Origin of the sequence: Duganella sp. Leaf61 (genome assembly GCF_001421905.1) — a bacterium.
Lineage (GTDB): Bacteria > Pseudomonadota > Gammaproteobacteria > Burkholderiales > Burkholderiaceae_D > Rugamonas > Rugamonas zoogloeoides.
The window spans coordinates 286,098-305,044 of the sequence record NZ_LMLM01000032.1 but is presented as its reverse complement, the minus strand read 5'-3'; the positions used below and the strand labels follow the sequence as shown (position 1 = coordinate 305,044).

Genomic DNA, 18,947 nt, shown 5'->3' with positions numbered 1-18,947 from the left:
ACAGATTACTCCTGGTCATTCATGGCAAAAATTGGTTTCGAGTCATCCTGGTACAGGGCCCGGCCCGGGTTGCGACCGCGCTCCTGCTCCTGTTGCTGCTGGCGGCCGCCATCTGGCTGCCCCTGCGAATAGGATTGCTGCGGTGTCGCTTGCGACAGGGCCGACGTGCGGGCGGTCGATACCGTCACCGCCACGTCGCTGAACTGGCGGGTGGCCAGGTCCTGGCGTACCGAATCGCCGATGGCGTTGAGTTGGCGGACGACCTCGCTGTTACTGGCCGACAGGTTCACTTGCAGCGCGCCGGCGCTCTGGCGGATCGAAATCTCGATGCTGCCCATGTTCGGCGGGTCGAGGCGAATCACTGCCTGGTTGTTGTTACGTTGCAAATTCACTTGCAGGCGGTCGCCCAGCGCTTCGCGCAGTGGCTGCTGCCATTGTTCCGGCGCCCCCGCGAGCTTGACCGGCGCGGCGAAGCCGGCAGGCGTTGGCGCTGCGGTCGCCACGGCGGGCGGGGTAGCGCTGGCAGTGGCGGCCAGCGCGCTGGTAAATTTCGCCGTTGCCTGGCCGTCGTCGCTGGTCATGCCGAAACCATGGTCGCGGTTGGCGGCCACTGGTGCGGGCACGGTGACGTCCACGCCTGCGCTGGCCGCGGCAGGCATCACGCGGGGCTGGGCAGCGTCGGCCACGGCAGGGTAGCTGGCAATGGGCGCGCTGGTGGCAGCACCGGCGGTGGCGAGGAGTGGCAGTGTGGCTGTGACCGGAAGTGGCAGTGCGGCAGCGGCCGGGAATGACAATGCCGCATTGGTCACGGCGGCGGCGTTGCGCCCGCTGAAATGTTGGCCGCTTGCCTCGGCCGCGATCGCTGCCATTGCGGGAGCGGCTGCATACTCCGACGTGGCGAACCGTGCCGTTGCCGCCGGCGCTGCCGTAGTGGCGGTCGTCGTGTCGGCCGTTGCAGCCATGGTGCTTGCAGCAGTGGCCGTCTTGGTTGGCGCCGCGCCTGCCTGGTGGCCTGGCAGGGCGGCGGCGTTGGTGGCCAGCGCCGGGTTGAATGGCTTGGCCAGGCCCGCGATCGAGGCCGGCACGGCATTTTCCGTGATGGCGGCGTTGGAGACCGCAGGTGCGGCGGCGTCGGCCACGGTGCCCCCGTGACTGGTAACAGCCGGGATCATGCCGGCAACCGAAATGCCGGACGTGCGCGGCACGCTGGTTGTGACTGCGGCGGCGGTTGTGGCCTCGACCAGTTGCGGGTTCGCTGGCGTGACTGCGGATGCATAACCGTACGTGGCCGATAACGGGGCGCCGATGTCCTCGGTGACACGCGCGGCTTGCTGTGCCAGCGCCACCTGGTTGGCATCCTGCAGCGCGGTATAGCTGGCCTGCGGTGCCGCGCCCGAAGGCGTGGTCACGGCGATATTCGCGGCAGGCAGGTTGAACGGGGTAGCGGACGGATACAGCGTGGCGCCGGCACTCGTGCCAGCCACCGCGCCGACCGCAGTACTCACCGTGGCGTCCGCCGCCACCGGCGCCGGCGCAACGTACCGGTTGCCGGCCAGGGCAGGCAGCGCAATGGCGGGGGCCATGACGCTGGCGAACACGGGGGCGACGATCACGGCGGGTGTCACTGCGGCGGCGATGCCGGCATTGTCGGTATCGGTATCTGCCGGCTCTTTGATGGCCGTAGCGGCTGCTGGTGCAGCAACGGTCGCATCACCTTCGGTGGTCGTGTCCAGGACGTGCGCAAACAGCGGCGCTTGCGCGGCGCGGTCGGTCGGTACGGCCGGCATGCCCGGCGCAGTGGCGTTGGCCGGAGCACCGGCCGGCGCGGGCTGGCGGCCAACAACGCCGGTCAGCAAGAAATCTTCGCTCGCACCCGGCTTTCCTGCCGGTGCAATACCGGTGGTCACGGCGCTGGTGGTGCCCGGCGTGGCCGGGCTGGTGATGGTCATGGTCATGCTGTGTATCCGTTTTCTGCCAGCTCGCTGTCCAGCGCATAGGCGAGCAAGCCTTCTTTATTCGCCTGCAATTCGCTGAGCTTGCGGCCGACCTCTGCGGTGGCAAGGTCGCAGCGGCGTGCGGCTTCCTGGTGTACCTGGTACAGGGCCGAGAGGGCGGCCTGTTCGGCCGCGTCCCACGCACCTTGCGCTGCCATCTGCGGCAGGGTCGAGGACAGCAGCGTGTTGAGCGCCGCCAGCATCGACCAGTCTTCCGCGCCGACAGCGGCATGCATTTTTTGCGTCAGCGACAGCAGTGTGCGTTGCCTATCCACCATTGGCCTTGGCCTGGACGCCGAGCCAGCCTTTCTTGATGGTGGTCAGCAGGGCGATCACCTCGTCGATCACCAGCGGGTCGAGATTGATGCCCGCCGTGTACAGGCGGCTGGCGCAGTATTCGTAGAGGCGGCCGAGATTCTTGACGACCTCGCCGCCGTTGTCGTAGTCGAGCGAGCTCGACAGGCCGTTGATGATGTCGGTGCACTTGTTCAGGCTGATCGCCTTGAGCTCGTAGCGCTTGCCGGCGATATGGCCGCGCGCGCGCGCCAGCTCTTCGAGCAGGCCGTCGGTCAAGACCAGCACCAGCTCGACTGGCGAGGCGCGGGCGACCTGCGCGTCGAGGTTGGTGGCGTGGTAACTGCTATAAGCTTCGTGATTCAACATGGTGTTCACCGTACTGTGTAAAAGGCGGCGGTTGCCGCCCGGGGTTGATGCTTAAGTTTTGCTGCTACTGGAGAACAGCTCCGTGAACAGGTTCGACGTGTTGGTCATCGACGACTGCAACTGCTGCAAGGTCGTAAATTGCGTCAGGTAGCGGCGATAGGCGTTGTTGAACTGCACTTCCAGGGCGGTCTGGCGGTCGGCCAGCTGGCTTTGCAGCTTGTCGCTGGCCTGCTTGCGCACCGAGATCGTCCCCTTGGAGGCGTCGGTCCAGCTGCTGATCAGCTTGTTCATCTTGCCCAATACGCCACTATCGTTCAGGCCCAGCGACGACGAGCTGCCGAACATGGTGTCCAGCGACCCCGGGTTGGCGGCCACGGCCTTGGTCAGGCGTGCGGTATCGAGCGACAGGGTGCCATCGCGGTTGCCGGTGATGCCAAAGCTCACCAGGGACAGGCCGCCGGTGGCTGCGCGCAAGGCGGTACCGAGCTGGTCGCGCAGCGCCTTGACGCCCGAATCGGCGCTCAGTACGCCGGCGGAGACGCCGTTGGCCGCGTTGCCGGCCTGAGTCAGGGCGCCGATCGCGGTGTATAAATTGTTATAAGCGGTGACAAACGACTGCACATTGGCCGTGGTGGCGGCGGTGTCTGCGCCCACCTTGAGCGTCAATGGCGCATCGCTGGCGCCCTGCGCTTTGGCGATGGTGAAGCTCACATCATCGATGACGGTGAAGGTGTTGGACGCCTGTTCGATCTTTGTGCCGGTAGTTTTGGGGCCGGACCAGACAATCGCGTTGTTTGCGCCCGTCAACACGGTCTTGCTGGCCAGGTCGGCGGAAAGTATCGGATCGGTGGCGCCGGTCAGCGTGATGTCTTCCACGCCGGCATCCTTGCCGGTCTTGGTCGAGGTCAGCACCAGGCGGGTGTCGCCTTTGATGGTAATGGTCGAGGCGGTCAATTTGCCGTTGTTGTTGGACGATGCATTGATGGCGGCAGCGATTTCCTTCGGCGTCAGTTCACCGTTGTTGTCGGTGTTGGCCGTGGCCAGGTCGATCTCGATGATCGAGCTGTCGCCCATCTTGATGTTCAGCTTGCCGTTATTGGGCGCCAGGCCGTTGCTGATGCCGAACGAGACTTGGCCGGCCGTGGCCACCTGCTCGACGAAGAACGAATAGCTGGCGGCAGCAGCGAGCGTACCGGCGGTGCCGGTGGCGATCGTGGTGTCGCTGAAGGTCGCGCCGCGTGCGCTGATGGTCTTGCTGGCACCGCCTGCCAGCGCATTGATCGCGCTCTGGAACGTGGACAATGCCGAACCCAGCGTTGCCATCGCAGCCGTGTCGGATTTGTTCCGGGCAACCTGGGCATCGAGCACGGCCTGTGGCGCCTTGATATAGGCATTGGCCAGGTTGGTGGCCGTGGTTTGTGGATCGTAGGTTGGGCTGGTGATGACGGCCATATTGTTGCTCCTGGAAACAATGAGTGAGTGTACCCTGATACAAGGCGACCCTAATCGTTTCCGTATGAAAAGTTTTTTAACTATTTTTACGGTGTTGCGCGTAAGCCCACTTACTTTTGCCCGCGCCACCACGCTTGCGTTGCCAATTCATCATGCTGCTTGCGTTCCTTGGAATGTTGCTCTTTCTGAACCACCTTGTGCTGCTTGTCGAGCACCTTGCCCAGCACCTCGCGCCTGGCCCAGGCCGCGTTGAGCGCCTGCTGCGACACGGCCATGTCGGCCTCGTGCAAATGCAGGTCCACCCGGTGGTTGTCGGCCATCACCATCACGGCCTGCTTGTAGTCGCCGCAGTTGCCGGCCAGGGCAGGGTGCAGGTTGCCGCTGGCGCCCATGTTGACGTACAGCCCGGTCAGGCGGTCGAGATTTTTCTGGTAGCGCTCGCGCAAGCTGGTCTTTTCGGCCATCTCGGTCTGCAGGCGCTCCACTTCGGTGTTGCGCAGTGCGACCAGGGTGGTCAGGTTGCGGATGTTGTGCTGGCTCATAGTGTCGGTCTCACTTCAAGGTGTCACTTCATCAGCGTTTCAAGTTGGTTAATGCACGGCGCGTACGGCGCTTTTTCCTTGGTGCCCTGGCACAGGAACTGTTCCACGCGCGGATGCAGCATCACGGCCTTGTCGGTGACCAGGTCGGCGCCCGGTACATAGGCGCCCAGCGGTATCAGGTCGCGCACGCGGTCGTGGCGCGACATGCTCGCTTTCAGTGCGCGCGCCGCCAGCATGTGCTCCGGCGTGATCACCTGGCTCATGCAGCGGCTGATCGACTGGCCGATGTCGATCGCCGGGTAATGGCCGCGCTCGGCCAGTTCGCGGGTCAGCACGATGTGGCCGTCGAGAATCGCCCGCGCGGTATCGACCACCGGATCCTGCTGGTCGTCGCCTTCGGCCAGCACGGTGTAGATGGCGCTCATGCTGCCAACCTGGTTTTCGCCGTTGCCGGCCGATTCCACCAGCTGGGGCAGGGCGGAAAATACCGATGGCGGATAACCCTTGGTGGCCGGCGGCTCGCCCAGCGCCAGCGCCACTTCGCGCAGCGCCATCGCGTAGCGGGTCAGCGAATCGACCAGCAGCAGCACGTTCTTGCCCTGGTCGCGGTAATGCGCCGCGATCGAGTGGCATAATTCGGTCGCCATGATGCGCATCAGCGGGCTTTCGTCGGCCGGGGCGATCACCAGCACCGCCTTCTGCAAGCCCTCCTTGCCCAGCGACATATCGACGAATTCGCGCACCTCGCGCGAGCGTTCGCCGATCAGGCCCACCACGACCACGTCGGCCACGGTTTGCCGCGTCATCAGGCCCAGCAGCACCGACTTGCCGACCCCGGAGCCGGCCATCAGGCCCACGCGCTGGCCACGACCGAGGGTCAGCATGGAATTGATGGCGCGCACGCCGACGTCGAGCGGTTCGGTGACCGGTTTTTTCTTGAGGGGGTTGATGCGCGGCGGCTGCGAGTCGAGCGGAAAGTCGCCGCCCAGCTTGCCCAGGCCGTCGATCGGCTCGCCGAGGCCGTTGACCATGCGGCCCAGCCAGCCGGAACCGATTTGCAGGCTGATCTTGTCGGGCGACGGCAACACCCGCGCGCCGGTGGTCAGGCCGATCGCCTTTTTGAATGGCATCAAATACGACACCTTGTCGCGGAAACCGACGACCTGGGCATCTAGCCATTCGCCGCTTACTGTCTCGATCTGGCAACGCTGGCCGGTATGCAAGGGACAGCCGACCGCCTCGAGCAGCAAACCGGACGCACCCACCAGCCGACCCGTGGGGGTGGCCATGGGAACGCTGCCCAGTTCGAGATTGCGCAAGGCATCGGCGATCACTGTTCGGTCTCCGTATCGTCATCATCACCGCCGTCGGCGGCCTGCAGCTGATTATCGACCTGTTCCATGACAGCAGCAAGACGCTGATGACAGCCGGCATCGACTTCATTATCGCCAGCCTTGATCCGGCATTCGCCCACTTCCAGGCGGGCGTCGCCGATCAGGTGCCATTTCTTGGAACGCTTGGGATCGAGCTCGGTGATGCGTTTGAGTTCTTCGGGATTGAGATAGACGTCGATTTCCTCGCGGGTGGGCGGCATCGAGGCCAGGGTTTCCTCCACCAGCGACATCAGCTGCACCGGTTGCAGGGCCAGCTCGGCGCGGATCACCTGGCGCGCCACCTTGGCCACCAGGTCCACCACTTCCTTGCGCTGGGCGGCGCGGTAGTCGGAACGCAGCTTTTTCAAACTCTTGAGCATGGCATCGACCGGGCGTGCCATCTGGTCGTAGGCCACCAGGGTTTCGTGGCGGCCTTCTTCGCGGCCTTGCTGCTGGCCGGCGGTGCGGCCGGCTTCGTAGCCGTCTTCCTGGCCGCGGGCCAGGCCGATTTCATAGCCGTCGCGCTGGCCCTGTTCGAAGCCTTCGGTGACCGAGGCGGCCCACTGGGCGCCGGCGTCACCGCCACTGGCGTTGCCGTTGGCGGCCGCGCGCTGCTGCGCCATGCTGGTGAACTGGGCCAGCGGCGGAAAGCGGTAGGCGCGGAACTGCTTCATTCAACCACCTGTTCGGCAAACAGCTGGATCTCGACTTCGCCGTTGTCGGCCAGGGCCTTGACGGTGTTCATGATTTCCTGGCGGGTCTGCTCGATGCGCGACATCGGCATCGGGCCGGCGCGGCGCATCATGTCCTCGAAGGCTTGCGCCTGGCGTTTTGGCATGGTCTTGAGGATGGCGTCGCGGATCGACACTTCGGCGCCCTTGAGCGCGATCGCCCATTGCTCGAGCGGTACTTCCTCGATGATGCGCGACAGCGCATTTTCGGACTGGTTGGCCAGGATCAGGAAGTCGTACATCGACAGTTCGATCTTCGACACCACTTCCGGGTCGTGGGCGCGCAACAGTTCCACCATCTGCGCGCGGTTGCCCGGCAGGCGGTTGAGAATCTCGGCGGTCTGGCGGATGCCTTCGACGCTGGTGCTTTGCGAGTCAAACGAGCTCAGGCAGCGCACCACCAGCTCATCGAGCTCTTGCAGCAGTTCGCGGTCGATCTCGTCCATGCGCGCCAGGTTCAGCAGCACCAGGTCGCGGCCTTCGAGCGGCAGTGCGTCGATGATCTGGCCGGCCAGCGCCGGCGGCAGAAAGGCCAGGAACACGGCTTGCATCTGCACGTGCTCGTTGGAGATGTACTCGGCCAGCCACTTCGGCGAGGCCCATTGCAGGCGCGCCATTTTCGGCCGCAGTTCGTCGCCGTAGATGTTGTTCAACACCGTGTTCGCCAGGTCGGAGCCGAGCGCCAGGTCCAGCGAACGCTTGAGGTAGCTGCGCGACGCGCCATGCACGCCCGACTGCTGGCGGTAGTCGTCGAAGAAGGTCTGCATCGCGTTCTTCACCGATTCGACCTTGATGCCGCTCATGCGCGACATCACTTGCGTGACTTCGATCAGCTCCTCGCGCGACAGGCAGCGCAGTACGGCGGCAGCCGGTTCCTCGCCTATGCTCAGCAGCACGATAGCGGCCTGTTCGACCGGCGTCAGCTTGGCTTGAGCGCCAAATTCGCCGTCGTTATCCTGGTAATTATTGAGTTCGGCCATTTTTCTGCATCCATTGTTTGACGACTTCGGCGACGCGCTCCGGCTCTTTCTCGGCCAGTACTTTCAGGTGATCGACCATGACATCCACCGCCGAGCCTGGTGGCGGCAGATCGTAGTTTTCCAGCAGCGGCACCATGGTGGTCGGGCCGGTGGCGCTTGGCAGCGCCGGCAGGCCGTCGGCGCCCAGCGCTGGCACGGCAGGGGTGCCAGGCAGCGCGGCAACCGGGTTGCCATTGGCGTCTTTGGCATCGCGGGCGGCGGCCACGGCGGCCGCTTCGGCAGCGCGGCGTTCGGTGGCAATGCGGGCCTGCTCCTTCGGATCCGGGGCGAAGCGCATCGTCACCAGGCGCATCAATGGACGCAGCAGCAGCAGGTAGCCGAGCAGGAAGCCGACGCCGTAAATCACGTAAGAGCTGATATCGACCACGTTGTCACGTTCCTGCCACCAGGGCACCACGGCAGCCTTGGCCGGGAAGTTCATGGCGGACACCACCAGCTGGTCGCCGCGCTCGGCGTTGATGCCGAGACCGTTGCGCAGCAGCTTGTCGATATTGGCGATCTCGGCCGCACTCCAGCCGGAGGCCGGCGTCGGCGCGGCGGCTTGCGCCAGCACCACGGCCACGCTCAGTTTTTCCAGGCTGCCACGGCTGCGCTTGGTCTGGGTGATGCTGCGGTCGTAAGCGTACTGGCGGGTGGTGGCGTTCTTGCGCGCGCTGCCGTCGTTGCCGTTGGCCGGATCGGTGGCCGGTTTGGCGGCGTCGGCCGGGTTCGGGTTGGCCGGCGGCGCGCGGTTCGACAGCGTGCCCGGTACGCCCATCACCATGCGGTTGCGGTCCTGCTCTTCGCGCATCGCTTCGCTGGTCACTTTCGGATCGGCGCCGTATTTCTCGACCGTTTCCTCGACCCGGTCGTTGCTCACCGTGGCGGCCACCGACAGGCGGAAATTGTCATCGCCGATCACCGGACCCAGCAGCCCCTTGATGTTCTGCTTGACGTCGTCCTGGTAGCGCTTGGCCGCTTCGTTGCCGCCGGCGGCGCCATCGAAGCCTTCGGACAGGTCCACGTGCGACGACAGCAGGTTGCCGGCCTGGTCCACCAGGCTGACACGCGCCGGCGCCAGGCTGGCCACGCTGCCCGACACCATGTTGATCACGGCGGCAATCGCTTCCGGTTGCAGCGTGGCGCCCGGCTTGAGCGCCACCACCACCGAAGCCGACGACTTGTCGCCATCGGACGAAACAAACGAGCTCGACTTGGCGATCGACAGGTGCACGCGTGCATGGGCAATCGCGTCCATGGTCATGATCGATTGCGCCAGCTCGCCTTCGAGGCCACGGCGGAAGCGCACGTCCTGGACGAATTGCGACACGCCCAGCGGATCGTTCTTGTCCATCAGTTCCAGGCCGGCGGGCAGTTGCGCAGTGACGCCCTTGGCGGCCAGCAGCATGCGGACCTTGCCCAGCATGTCGGCCGGCACCAGGACCTGGCCGCTTTCCGGGTGCACGCGGTACGGCACCCGTTCGGTTTCCAGTACATTCATCATGTCGGACGCCGAGACTTTTTCGCGCGCGCCGAATACCGGCTTGTAATCGGACTGGTCTTTCCACAGCAGCATCAGCACCAGCGCCGTCACGCCGATTGCCAGCAGCAGCAGCGGGTAGAGGTTCTTGAGCAGGCTGGGGGAGACGGACATGGCGGTCGGGCTGGTGCGCCAGCGGCCGAAGGCGGTCTTGAAGGTGTTAATCACGGATGGACTTTCGCGGGCGGTTACAGCGGGTCATTACAACGGCAGCTTGATGAGTTCGTCGAGGCCGCCCATCACCTTGTTACGCACTTGCATCAACATGGAGAAAGACAGGCTCGCTTCCTGGCTCGACAGCATGGCGCCGATCAGGTCGTCGCTTTTGCCCGATTCCACATCGGCCATCTTCTGGCCGGCGGCGACATCGCCGTCGTTGACCTTGCCGATGGTGTCCTGCATGGCCTGGGAAAACGAGAAGCCCTGGTGCGGCGTACTGGCGCCGAACTGGCTGGCGGGGGCCACGGCAGCGTTTGACAGCGCTTGCGCGGCGTTGGTCAGCGCGGCCAGGTCGGCCTGGATCAGGCCTGCGATTCCGTTACTCATTGCTACCTCCGGTTACTACAGCGTTGATGTCCCTAACATAGCCAGATTGCCACCACGCAGCAAGGACTGCCTGAGGCCTCGCGCGTTTTGCGTGTTCCGTTCGTGCGACACTCCATGTTGTATATGTCACAGTGTTGCTGGATTTGCCACGTGATCTGTCGGACAAATCCGGACGGCAAAGCAGGCGCGGGCCAGCCGGGTAATATGGCGCTGAATGAAAAAGTAGGGGGAAATCCGAAAAAAATTCACGTTTGACTGTCGCTTGGCGGGGCGACGCGCCGCATCCTGCAAAGGCCTTTTATCATGTTTTCTATGAGCAAATATCGTTATAAATCATTCACTAAGCACGATGCGAAAGGTTTGTTGCGTTGCAGCGAATACCAAGTAATGCTGGAATAAGCTTACCGGCTAGCAATACTCCTGTAAAGGTTTATTTGCCCTGCGTAAACATGATGCGACACGGCGGATGACACATTTCAATCGGAATATTGTTCAATGGCAATAATGTGAATTTTAGGGTATGCTGTCGCTACCGGACGCATCCTACTTTCAGTTATGCTGTTGCAATAAATAAATTTATGTGTCGAATCCCGCCCGGTCTGTTGTTAGCGACCGAGAGGTGCGATGATGCACTGTGGTGCAAATTTAGTGCGATTTTCCGGACCATCCCCTGATACGACAATGACGAAACAAACTGCGCAACATCAAGTCCTGGACCCCTCGCTGTTAGGGCGTCCCGTGCACCTGCTGCCCATCTTTGCGGCGCAGTTGCGTGACGACCTCACGCAGTCCATGCGCCTGAATATGCACCGGCGCTACTGGGGCGGCTTCCAGGTGGAAGACGTACAGTTCAGCCGCATCGACAGCGCCACGGCCCCCAGCAGCCGCTGGCTCAGTTTTGCCGCGCCCGCCGGCCAGATTGCTTTTTCGCTCGAACGCAAGGTGTTGCTCAGCGTCCTCAACTATCGCTATAGTAGTGGCGCCAAGAGCGACAGCGTGGCCGAGGTGGACGAGGCAGCGGTGCGCGTGACCGCCACCGAGGAACGCCTGGCTGTGGTTTTAGGGCAACAGTTAGCGGGCATCCTGGCCGGCCGCATCGAGGCCAATCTGCCCGAAACCAACCTGGCGCCGGGCGCACGGTTGACGAACGGCGAAGCGGCTACCGCTGAAGAACCGGTCGAAGATTATGGTTTCAAGCCGACCACCGGCGCCCAGCCCGCCAAAGGTGCGTGGGTGATCGTGGTCACTCTCGCCGGCGCCACCAGCGGCGTGACGGCGGGCCGCTTCTGGTTCGCGCTCGACAAGCAATTGATGGCCGGCGTGCTGCGCGGCCTGCTGCGCGATCGCGACGGCGGCAAGAAGCGCAAGCCCGCCGGTCCGCTGGCGCAGCGCCTGCACCTGGGCATCACGGGCCGCCTGGCCAGCAAGGAAGTCATGCTGGGCAGCCTGTACGACCTGCAAGTCGGCGATATCATCCCGATCAGCTTGCACCGGGCCGACGTCCTGCTCGAGGACTCGCGCCTGTTCACGGCCGCCGTGACCGAGCACAAGGGCAAGCTCTGCCTCACCTCCTTTGAAGATGCTGAATAACGATGAACATGAACGTAGCCAACCCCAACGACGCCCTGCTGGAAGACCTGTCCGACGAAATGATCATCGAGCAAGTCGGCGGTGAACTGGCCGAAACCTCGGTGGCCGCCCAGGCGCCGCGCCGCGACCTGCCTGCCATGATGCGCAAGATCCCGGTCACGCTGACGCTCGAAGTGGGCTCCGCGCGCATTTCGCTGCAGGACCTGATGGCCATCGGCCCCGACAGCGTGGTCGAACTCGACGTGCTGGCCGGCGAACCGCTGGTGATCAAGGTCAACGGCACCGCCATCGGCCGCGCCGAAGTGGTCGTGGCCGGCGAGAACTACGGCCTCAAGGTACTGGACCTCGACGGTCTGAACCTGGACCTGATGACCCCATGACCGTGGTCGAGTCAAGATCCGGCAAGCTGACGACGCACAAGGTGAAGATCGGCATGCTGGCCGGCGCTGCGCTGGCCGTGGCGCTGGCCTTGCTGCCGGGCGCCGCCCATGCGGTGGACCTGCTGGCCAACGTGGTGCCGGGCGCCAGGACCGAGCTGACGGTCAAGATGCAGATCCTGATCATCATGACCTTGCTGGGCTTGCTCCCGGTGATGGTCATGATGATGACCAGTTTTACCCGCTTCGTGATCGTGCTCTCCTTGCTGCGCCAGGCGCTGGGTTTGCAGCAGGGCTTGCCCAACCGCGTGATCACCGGCGTCGCGCTGATCCTGACCTTGCTGGTCATGCGCCCGATCGGCGACCAGATCTGGACCGAAGCGTTCGTGCCCTACGACCAGGACAAGATCGGCCTGGACACCGCGTTGCAGATCGCCCAGCAGCCGGTGTCGCGCTTCATGCTGGCGCAAACCAGCAAGGCCGCGCTCAGGCAGATCGCCCACCTGGCCGGCGAAGACCATGTGACCGACCCGACCAAGCACGCGTTCACGGTCAAGCTGGCCGCGTTCGTGCTGTCGGAACTGAAAACCGCGTTCCAGATCGGCTGCATGCTGTTCATTCCATTCCTGGTGATCGACCTGGTGGTGGCCTCGGTGCTGATGGCGATGGGGATGATGATGCTCTCGCCGCTGGTGATTTCCCTGCCGTTCAAGCTGTTGCTGTTCGTGCTGGTCGATGGCTGGACGCTGACGGTCAACACGCTGGTCACCAGTATCCAGGCCTATTGACGGCGAAGGGGATATTCCGTGCTGACTCCTGAAATCGCCGTCGACCTGGTGGCCGAATCGCTGCACATGGTCATGCTGCTGGTGGTCATGCTGGTGGTGCCGGGCCTGATCGTGGGCTTGCTGGTGGCGCTGTTCCAGGCCGCCACCCAGATCAACGAACAAACGCTGAGCTTTTTACCGAAGCTGCTGGTGACCCTGCTGGCCGTGATCCTGATGGGGCGCTGGATGTCCGGCTACCTGATGGATTACTGCGTCTCGATCTTTACCCGCGCCGCCACCCTGGTCGGCTAGCTGCTGCGCATGGAACCGGTCCTGGCCAACCTGCTGCCCATGCTTACCGCCATCTGGTGGCCGTTTTGCCGCATCCTTGCCATGTTCATCGGTGCGCCCGTGCTGGGCGAGGCGGTCACGCCGGTCACGGTGCGCATCCTGATCGCGCTGGTGCTGTCCATCGTCATGCTGCCACTGACCGGTGGCATCGGCGCGCAGCACGCGCCGATCGATCCGTTTTCCATGCACGGCGTGGTCGCCACCATCGAGCAGGGGCTGATCGGTTTCGTGCTGGGCCTGGCATTCCACTTCGCGATGTCGGTGGTGGGCGTGCTCGGCTACATGGTCACTTCGCAGATGGGCTTGTCGATGGCGGTAATGAACGATCCGCTCAACGGCCAGTCGTCGGACGTGGTGTCGGCGCTGCTGTCCACGCTGGCGATCATCGTGTTCTTTGCCATCGACGGCCACCTGGTCATCGTCGGCATCCTCGGCCAGAGTTTCCAGGCCTGGCCGCTGGGGCACGGCTACTCGCCGCTGCTGCTCAACGCCGTGGCCTACAACGTGGCGTGGATTTTTTCGGCGGCAATGCTGCTGGCGTTGCCGGTGGTGTTTGCCACCATCGTGGTGCAGCTGGGCTTCGGCTTTTTGAACCGGGTGGCGCCCAGCCTCAACCTGTTCTCGCTGGGCTTTGCCGTGATCACGATTTTTGGCTTGATGATGCTCGGTGAGCTAGTGAAGTTCATTCCCGAGCATTACGTGCGCATGACCAACCAGGTGCTGGAAATGATACGCCAGCAGATGCAGGCGGCCGCCCATGGCTGACCAGGGCAGCACCGGCGACAAGACCGAAAAGGCGTCAGCCCAGAAACTCAAGAAGTCGCGCGACGAAGGGCAGGTGGTCCGCTCGCGCGACCTGGCCACCGCGATCGGCATCCTGGTCAGCCTGAAACTGTTCGTGTACCTGCTGCCCAGCTATATGACCGACATCAATGCGATTTTCCACACCAGCTTCGCGCCGTTCGACAGCGAAGGCGCGATCGAGAACACCATGTCCACGCTGTTCATCACCTCGATGTGGTTGTTCATCAAGATGGTGCTGCCCTTGTTCATCGTGCCGATGTGCATCATGATGGGAGCGATGATTCCCGGTGGCTGGGTGGTGTCCACCAAAAACTGGGCGCCCAAGTTTTCGCGCATGAGTCCGATGGCCAACCTGGGCCGCTTGTTCGGCGCCAAGCACGGCACCGAACTGTTGATTTCGATCGCCAAGGCCGGCGTGCTGATCTCGGTCCTGATCCACATGGCGCGCTCGACCATCGGCGCCTACATGGAGTTGCAGCATATGCCGATGGGCCAGGCCATGGTGGCGGGCGCGTCGCTGATGATGGACGGGCTGATGGCGATGGTGGTGATTTTCGTGCTGTTCGCGCTGGTCGATGTGCCGGCGCAGGCGTATTTTTTCGCCAAGAACCAGCGCATGAGCAAGCAGGATCAAAAGGAAGAACACAAGACCAGCGAGGGCCGGCCCGAAGTGAAAAGCCGGATCCGCCAGTTGCAGCGGGCCCTGGCGCGCGGCAGCGCCCGCAAGACGGTGCCCACGGCCGACGTCGTCATCGTCAACCCGGAGCATTACGCGGTGGCGTTGAAGTACGACCACGACCGCGCCGAGGCGCCATTCGTGGTGGCCAAGGGCATCGACGAGATGGCGCTGTACATCCGCCAGCTGGCCAAGGAATTCGAGATCGAAGTGATGGAGCTGCCGCCGCTGGCGCGCGCCATCTACAACACCAGCCAGGTCAACCAGCAGATCCCGGTGCAGCTGTACCAGGCTGTATCGCAGGTGCTGAACTACGTGCTGCAATTGCGCGCGTTCCACAGCGGGCGCCGCAATGCCCGGCCGGTTCCACCCACCGAAGTTGTCGTACCCACATCCATGAGCGAGGTTAAGCAGTCATGAATTTCTTCAAAGCGCTGATCGTCGAGGCGCGCCGCCACAAGTTCGCCACCCCGGCCTTCCTGCTGGCGATCCTGGCGATGATCATCCTGCCGTTGCCGCCATTCCTGCTGGATGTGATGTTTACGTTCAACATCGTGCTGGCCCTGATCGTCATCATGGTGTCGGTGTCGGCCCGCAGGCCGCTCGATTTCTCGGTGTTCCCGACCGTGATCCTGGCCACCACCATGCTCAGGCTGACCCTGAACGTGGCATCCACCCGCGTAGTGCTGCTGCACGGCCACCAGGGCACCGACGCTGCCGGCCAGGTGATCGAAGCGTTCGGCCATGTCGTTATCGGCGGCAACTACGTGGTCGGTATCGTGGTGTTCGTGATCCTGATGATCATTAACTTCATGGTGGTGACCAAGGGCGCCGAGCGGATTTCCGAAGTGTCGGCGCGCTTCACCCTGGACGCGTTGCCGGGCAAGCAGATGGCGATCGACGCCGACCTCAATGCCGGCCTGATCAACCAGGAACAGGCGCAGGTACGGCGCAAGGACGTGGCGGCCGAGGCCGACTTCTACGGCGCCATGGACGGCGCCTCGAAATTCGTCCGCGGCGATGCCGTGGCCAGTATCCTGATCCTGATCATCAACATGGTGGGCGGTGTGGCCATCGGTTCGATCATGCAGGACATGTCGTTCGGCGACGCCTTCAAGCAATATGCGCTGCTGACCATCGGTGACGGCCTGGTCGCGCAAATCCCGGCGCTGCTGCTGTCGGCCGCCGCCGCCATCCTGGTCACCCGCATTTCCGACACCGGCGATTTCGAACAACAGGTGGGCAACCAGGTCCTGACCTCGCCGCAAGTGATGTTCAGCGCCGCCGGCATGATGTTCATCCTGGCGCTGGTGCCGGGCATGCCATGGCAGATGTTCATGCCGTTTGCCATCGTGCTGGCGTACGTGGGGTGGAAGCTGGGGCAGCAGGTCAAGGCGCCCGACACCACCCATATCGCCGCCATCGAAAAGGCGCTGCGCGAGGATGCGCCGGAGATCGAATGGCAAAGCCTGCCGGTCACGCAGCCGTTGCAGGTGGCGCTCGGCTACAAGCTGGTCTCCCTGATCGACAAGTCGCAGGGCGAACCGCTGGTCAAGCGCGTGCGCGGCGTGCGCCAGAGCTTGTCGGAGGCAATGGGCCTGCTGTTGCCGCCGATCTCGGTGCGCGACGACCTGGGCATGAAACCGTCGCAGTATTCGGTGATCCTGTCGGGCAGCGTGGTGGCCCAGGGCGAAGTGTTTGCCGACCGCCTGATGGCGATCCCGTCGCCGAATGTGTATGGGAGTATCGACGGCATCCCCGGCATCGAACCGGCCTACGGCATGCCGGTGACGTGGATCGAGACCAGCGAGAAAGCCAACGCGCTGGGGCTCGGCTACCAGGTGGTGGAGACGTCGAGCGCGATCGCCACCCATTTGTCCAAGCTGATCCGGGAATACATGCCCGAGCTGTTCCGCCACGAAGACGTGCCGCACATGATTGAGCGCTTGAATGCACTGTCGCCCAAGCTGGCGGGCACGCTCGACAAGTCGCTCACGCACACCCAGCTGCTGCGCGTGTTTCGCGTGCTGTTGGCGGAGAACGTCTCGCTCAAAGACATCGTGCCGATCGCCACCACCCTGGTGGACAGTTCCGAGACCACCAAGGATCCGATTTTGCTGGCGGCGGAAGTGCGCTGCGCGCTGCGGCGCCAGATCGTCACGGCGCTGTTCGGCCAGCGTACCGAGATGCAGGCGTTCAACCTGGGCGGCGACCTGGAAAACATGCTGCTCGGCTCCCTGAACCAGGCTCGCCAGGGCGGTAAAGTAGTGCTCGACAACTACCCGATCGACCCCAACCTTCTGGCCCAGCTGCAAGTGAACATGCCGGTAGCGCGTGAACAGATGAAGCAACAGGCGACGCCGCCGCTGTTGCTGGTATTGCCGCAAATCCGTCCGCTGCTGGCAAGGTATGCGCGCCTGTTCGCGCCGGGGCTGCACGTATTGTCTTACAACGAAATTCCGGAAAACCGCGAAGTGAGCATTATCGGTACCGTTGGCTAAAACCTCTAGCCCGGCCTGGCCGTGCACGGTGACGGGTTTAGCCGGCTTCGCTCGCGGTTGGTGGCTGTGACAGCACCAAAGCCATCTCGGCCATCGCTTTGAACAGCGGGGCCGTCAGCATGGCGGTGTGAGCAGGGGTGGGGTCGAGCTCGGGGCCGCCGGTCGGGACCACGCGGCGCAGGTGGCAGCGCACCACGGTCAGGCCGAAGCGGTTGACCAGGGCCGCCAGTTGCGGCAACATTTCGCGCATGAACTGCATGGCGGAAGTGTGGGCGGCACCCACTTCCATCAGCACGCCGTTGGCGGACGTGGGTTCAACCTGGATCACCACCCGGCCCATGCCGGGCAGCATCAACTCGAGGCGCAGCGCCACCCGTGGCCGGCGGCGGCGCGGCGCCTCGTCCTCCGACTCGCGCACCACCACCTTGAGTACCAGCCGTTCGGCACCCCACGCAAACACGGCAAAACGCCAAGGTTCCATTTCCGTCACCAACGGCAAGCCCGGACGCCCCTCGCGCATGGCCGAAGGATTATGGTCGGCCATGAACAGGCTCGAGGGCACATGCTGGCCTTTTGATTGTTCGAGCCAGGCGGCACGCTGCTGACCATAGGTCCGCACCATGACTTGCCACGAGGCGGCCATCATCGCGGCGTCGGGCGGATGCCAGGTGAGTTGGCGCGACAGAAAAACCTGGTTGGGACGCATGGCGGACGACTCGACAACATCGGCCACATCGAGCGCCGCATCGGCCAGCGCCTGCAACGCAGGACTGGTTGCCGGCGGTGCATCGGGCGCATCGCCCGGCGTGCCGACCGCAAGCGCGACCGGTAGCGGTCCGACCGGATAACGGCTGACCGGGTCGAGCGGGCCGCGCAGCACCGGACCTGGCGGATTCTGCCGATCGGGAGTGCTGACTGGGCGCGCGGCTGCGACGATACGGTCTACCATCGGGGTTGCTCATCAATAAAAGGTGAAAAAAAAGCCAACCGACATGCCGGTTGGCTCCTCTGCGGCCAGCGCCCGCAGGCGCCGGATCAGTGCAATATTACTGCAGCAGGGACATAACCAGCGACGACATGCTGTTGCTTTGTTTCAGCATTGCGGTACCAGCTTGCAGCAACATCTGGTTCGAGGTCATCGAAGCCGATTCGGTCGCGAAGTCGGTGTCCATGATACGGCCCGAAGCCGATTCGGTGTTGGTCGAGATGTTCGACAGGTTGCTGTTGATGTGATCGAGGCGGTTGATGGTCGCGCCCAGGGTCGAATTGACAGTGCCGACTTTGTCGATGGCGGTCTTCAGCAGGTCGATGGTGGCGTTGGCGTTGGCGGTCAGTTCGGTGCCGGTGGTGGCGCCGGTGAAGTTTTTGCTGGCCGACGACAGTGCCGCGTTCAAGGCGGTCATGCTGGCGGTCACGCTGACAGCCATGGTTTCCGACTTCGATGCACCGATCTGGAAGGTCATCGCGCCCGACAGCGTGCCTTTGGTGGAGGCGCTACCGTCGCCCAGCAGCAAGGTCCCGCCGAAGGTGGTGTTCTTCATCACGTTCGACAGTTCTTTACCCAGCGCGTCGAACTCGGCTTGCATCGCCGTTTTGTCGTCGGCGCTCGACGAAACGTCCGCAGCCTGGGTCGCCAGATCCTTCATGCGGATCAGCATGTTGGTGACCTGGTTGAAGGCGCCCGATGCGGTTTGCAGCATCGAGGTGGCGTTCTGGGTGTTTTTCATGGCCATGGCCATGCCGCTGGTCTGAGCCTTCAGGCGGGTGGCGATCTGCAGGCCTGCAGCATCGTCCGAAGCCGTGTTGATGCGGTAGCCGGTGCTCAGGCGCGTCATCGACGTGGACAGGTTGCTCTGGGTTTTCGCCAGGGCGTTTTGTGCGGACAGGGCAGCGTTGTTGGTGTGAAGGCTCAGCATTTTGTTACTCCTGGGTTGGGGATGTCAGTTTAGAGCATCGAGTTTTTCTTGCTCTCCCCTACACAAGGCGACAACCCCTGCGGCTTCATTAAATGCTTTTCAGAA

General features: G+C 63.5%; 19 protein-coding genes. 7 read left to right on the top strand and 12 right to left on the bottom strand.

Annotation, left to right across the window (positions count from 1 at the left end; genetic code table 11):
• Nucleotides 1-5: 5 nt before the first annotated feature.
• The 10 genes from ASF04_RS24995 to ASF04_RS24950 form a co-directional block, all read right to left on the bottom strand.
• The gene (locus ASF04_RS24995; protein ID WP_056147887.1) at nucleotides 6-1,955 is read right to left on the bottom strand and encodes a flagellar hook-length control protein FliK; all 1,950 of its coding nucleotides are present in this window, start codon (nucleotides 1,953-1,955) and stop codon (nucleotides 6-8) included.
• A complete protein-coding gene (locus tag ASF04_RS24990; RefSeq protein ID WP_056147884.1) occupies nucleotides 1,952-2,272 on the bottom strand; it encodes a hypothetical protein in 321 nt (106 codons plus the stop codon). The genes ASF04_RS24995 and ASF04_RS24990 overlap by 4 nt, the downstream gene beginning before the upstream one ends.
• A complete protein-coding gene (gene fliS / locus ASF04_RS24985; protein ID WP_019919816.1) occupies nucleotides 2,262-2,657 on the bottom strand; it encodes a flagellar export chaperone FliS in 396 nt (131 codons plus the stop codon). The genes ASF04_RS24990 and fliS overlap by 11 nt, the downstream gene beginning before the upstream one ends.
• Nucleotides 2,658-2,708: 51 nt before the next feature.
• Nucleotides 2,709-4,109: a flagellar filament capping protein FliD gene (gene fliD, locus ASF04_RS24980; protein WP_056147881.1), complete on the bottom strand. Its 1,401-nt coding sequence runs from the start codon at nucleotides 4,107-4,109 to the stop codon at nucleotides 2,709-2,711.
• Between the two features lie 110 nt (nucleotides 4,110-4,219).
• Nucleotides 4,220-4,651, bottom strand: coding sequence for a flagellar export protein FliJ (gene fliJ, locus ASF04_RS24975; RefSeq protein ID WP_056147877.1), 432 nt, complete (start codon nucleotides 4,649-4,651; stop codon nucleotides 4,220-4,222).
• Nucleotides 4,652-4,674: 23 nt separating this feature from the next.
• On the bottom strand, nucleotides 4,675-5,985 hold the full coding sequence (gene fliI, locus ASF04_RS24970; RefSeq protein ID WP_056147874.1) for a flagellar protein export ATPase FliI: 1,311 nt from the start codon (nucleotides 5,983-5,985) through the stop codon (nucleotides 4,675-4,677).
• Nucleotides 5,982-6,698 carry a flagellar assembly protein FliH gene (fliH, locus tag ASF04_RS24965; RefSeq protein WP_056147872.1) on the bottom strand — a complete coding sequence of 239 codons (717 nt, stop codon included), beginning with the start codon at nucleotides 6,696-6,698 and terminating at the stop codon, nucleotides 5,982-5,984. Before fliH ends, fliI begins: the two co-directional genes overlap by 4 nt.
• Complete coding sequence (locus ASF04_RS24960) at nucleotides 6,695-7,735, bottom strand: flagellar motor switch protein FliG (protein WP_056147869.1); 1,041 nt, start codon at nucleotides 7,733-7,735, stop codon at nucleotides 6,695-6,697. Before ASF04_RS24960 ends, fliH begins: the two co-directional genes overlap by 4 nt.
• Nucleotides 7,719-9,482, bottom strand: a complete 1,764-nt coding sequence (gene fliF / locus ASF04_RS24955; protein ID WP_200931140.1) for a flagellar basal-body MS-ring/collar protein FliF — start codon at nucleotides 9,480-9,482, stop codon at nucleotides 7,719-7,721. The genes ASF04_RS24960 and fliF overlap by 17 nt, the downstream gene beginning before the upstream one ends.
• A 33-nt stretch (nucleotides 9,483-9,515) precedes the next feature.
• On the bottom strand, nucleotides 9,516-9,860 hold the full coding sequence (locus ASF04_RS24950; protein ID WP_056147867.1) for a flagellar hook-basal body complex protein FliE: 345 nt from the start codon (nucleotides 9,858-9,860) through the stop codon (nucleotides 9,516-9,518).
• A 681-nt stretch (nucleotides 9,861-10,541) separates the two neighbouring features.
• Here ASF04_RS24950 and ASF04_RS24945 point away from each other — a divergent pair.
• From ASF04_RS24945 to ASF04_RS24915, 7 genes are read left to right on the top strand one after another with little or no spacing between them, the layout of a single operon-like run.
• Nucleotides 10,542-11,450: a FliM/FliN family flagellar motor switch protein gene (locus tag ASF04_RS24945; protein ID WP_229205196.1), complete on the top strand. Its 909-nt coding sequence runs from the start codon at nucleotides 10,542-10,544 to the stop codon at nucleotides 11,448-11,450.
• Between the two features lie 2 nt (nucleotides 11,451-11,452).
• Nucleotides 11,453-11,830, top strand: a complete 378-nt coding sequence (locus ASF04_RS24940) for a FliM/FliN family flagellar motor switch protein (RefSeq protein ID WP_056147862.1) — start codon at nucleotides 11,453-11,455, stop codon at nucleotides 11,828-11,830.
• Between the two features lie 53 nt (nucleotides 11,831-11,883).
• Complete coding sequence (gene fliP, locus ASF04_RS24935) at nucleotides 11,884-12,615, top strand: flagellar type III secretion system pore protein FliP (RefSeq protein ID WP_056148025.1); 732 nt, start codon at nucleotides 11,884-11,886, stop codon at nucleotides 12,613-12,615.
• Between the two features lie 18 nt (nucleotides 12,616-12,633).
• Nucleotides 12,634-12,906: a flagellar biosynthesis protein FliQ gene (gene fliQ / locus ASF04_RS24930; RefSeq protein ID WP_056147858.1), complete on the top strand. Its 273-nt coding sequence runs from the start codon at nucleotides 12,634-12,636 to the stop codon at nucleotides 12,904-12,906.
• 9 nt (nucleotides 12,907-12,915) lie between these two features.
• Nucleotides 12,916-13,710 (top strand): flagellar biosynthetic protein FliR, encoded by a 795-nt coding sequence (gene fliR / locus ASF04_RS24925; protein WP_056147855.1) that lies wholly within the window; start codon nucleotides 12,916-12,918, stop codon nucleotides 13,708-13,710.
• Nucleotides 13,703-14,845 carry a flagellar biosynthesis protein FlhB gene (locus ASF04_RS24920; RefSeq protein WP_056147850.1) on the top strand — a complete coding sequence of 381 codons (1,143 nt, stop codon included), beginning with the start codon at nucleotides 13,703-13,705 and terminating at the stop codon, nucleotides 14,843-14,845. The genes fliR and ASF04_RS24920 overlap by 8 nt, the downstream gene beginning before the upstream one ends.
• A complete protein-coding gene (locus tag ASF04_RS24915; protein ID WP_056147847.1) occupies nucleotides 14,842-16,926 on the top strand; it encodes a flagellar biosynthesis protein FlhA in 2,085 nt (694 codons plus the stop codon). The genes ASF04_RS24920 and ASF04_RS24915 overlap by 4 nt, the downstream gene beginning before the upstream one ends.
• A gap of 37 nt (nucleotides 16,927-16,963) precedes the next feature.
• Here the strand turns inward: ASF04_RS24915 and ASF04_RS24910 are convergent, their stop codons facing one another.
• Nucleotides 16,964-17,875: a hypothetical protein gene (locus tag ASF04_RS24910; RefSeq protein ID WP_056147844.1), complete on the bottom strand. Its 912-nt coding sequence runs from the start codon at nucleotides 17,873-17,875 to the stop codon at nucleotides 16,964-16,966.
• A gap of 97 nt (nucleotides 17,876-17,972) precedes the next feature.
• The gene (locus ASF04_RS24905) at nucleotides 17,973-18,842 is read right to left on the bottom strand and encodes a flagellin (protein ID WP_056147843.1); all 870 of its coding nucleotides are present in this window, start codon (nucleotides 18,840-18,842) and stop codon (nucleotides 17,973-17,975) included.
• Nucleotides 18,843-18,947 lie beyond the last annotated feature (105 nt).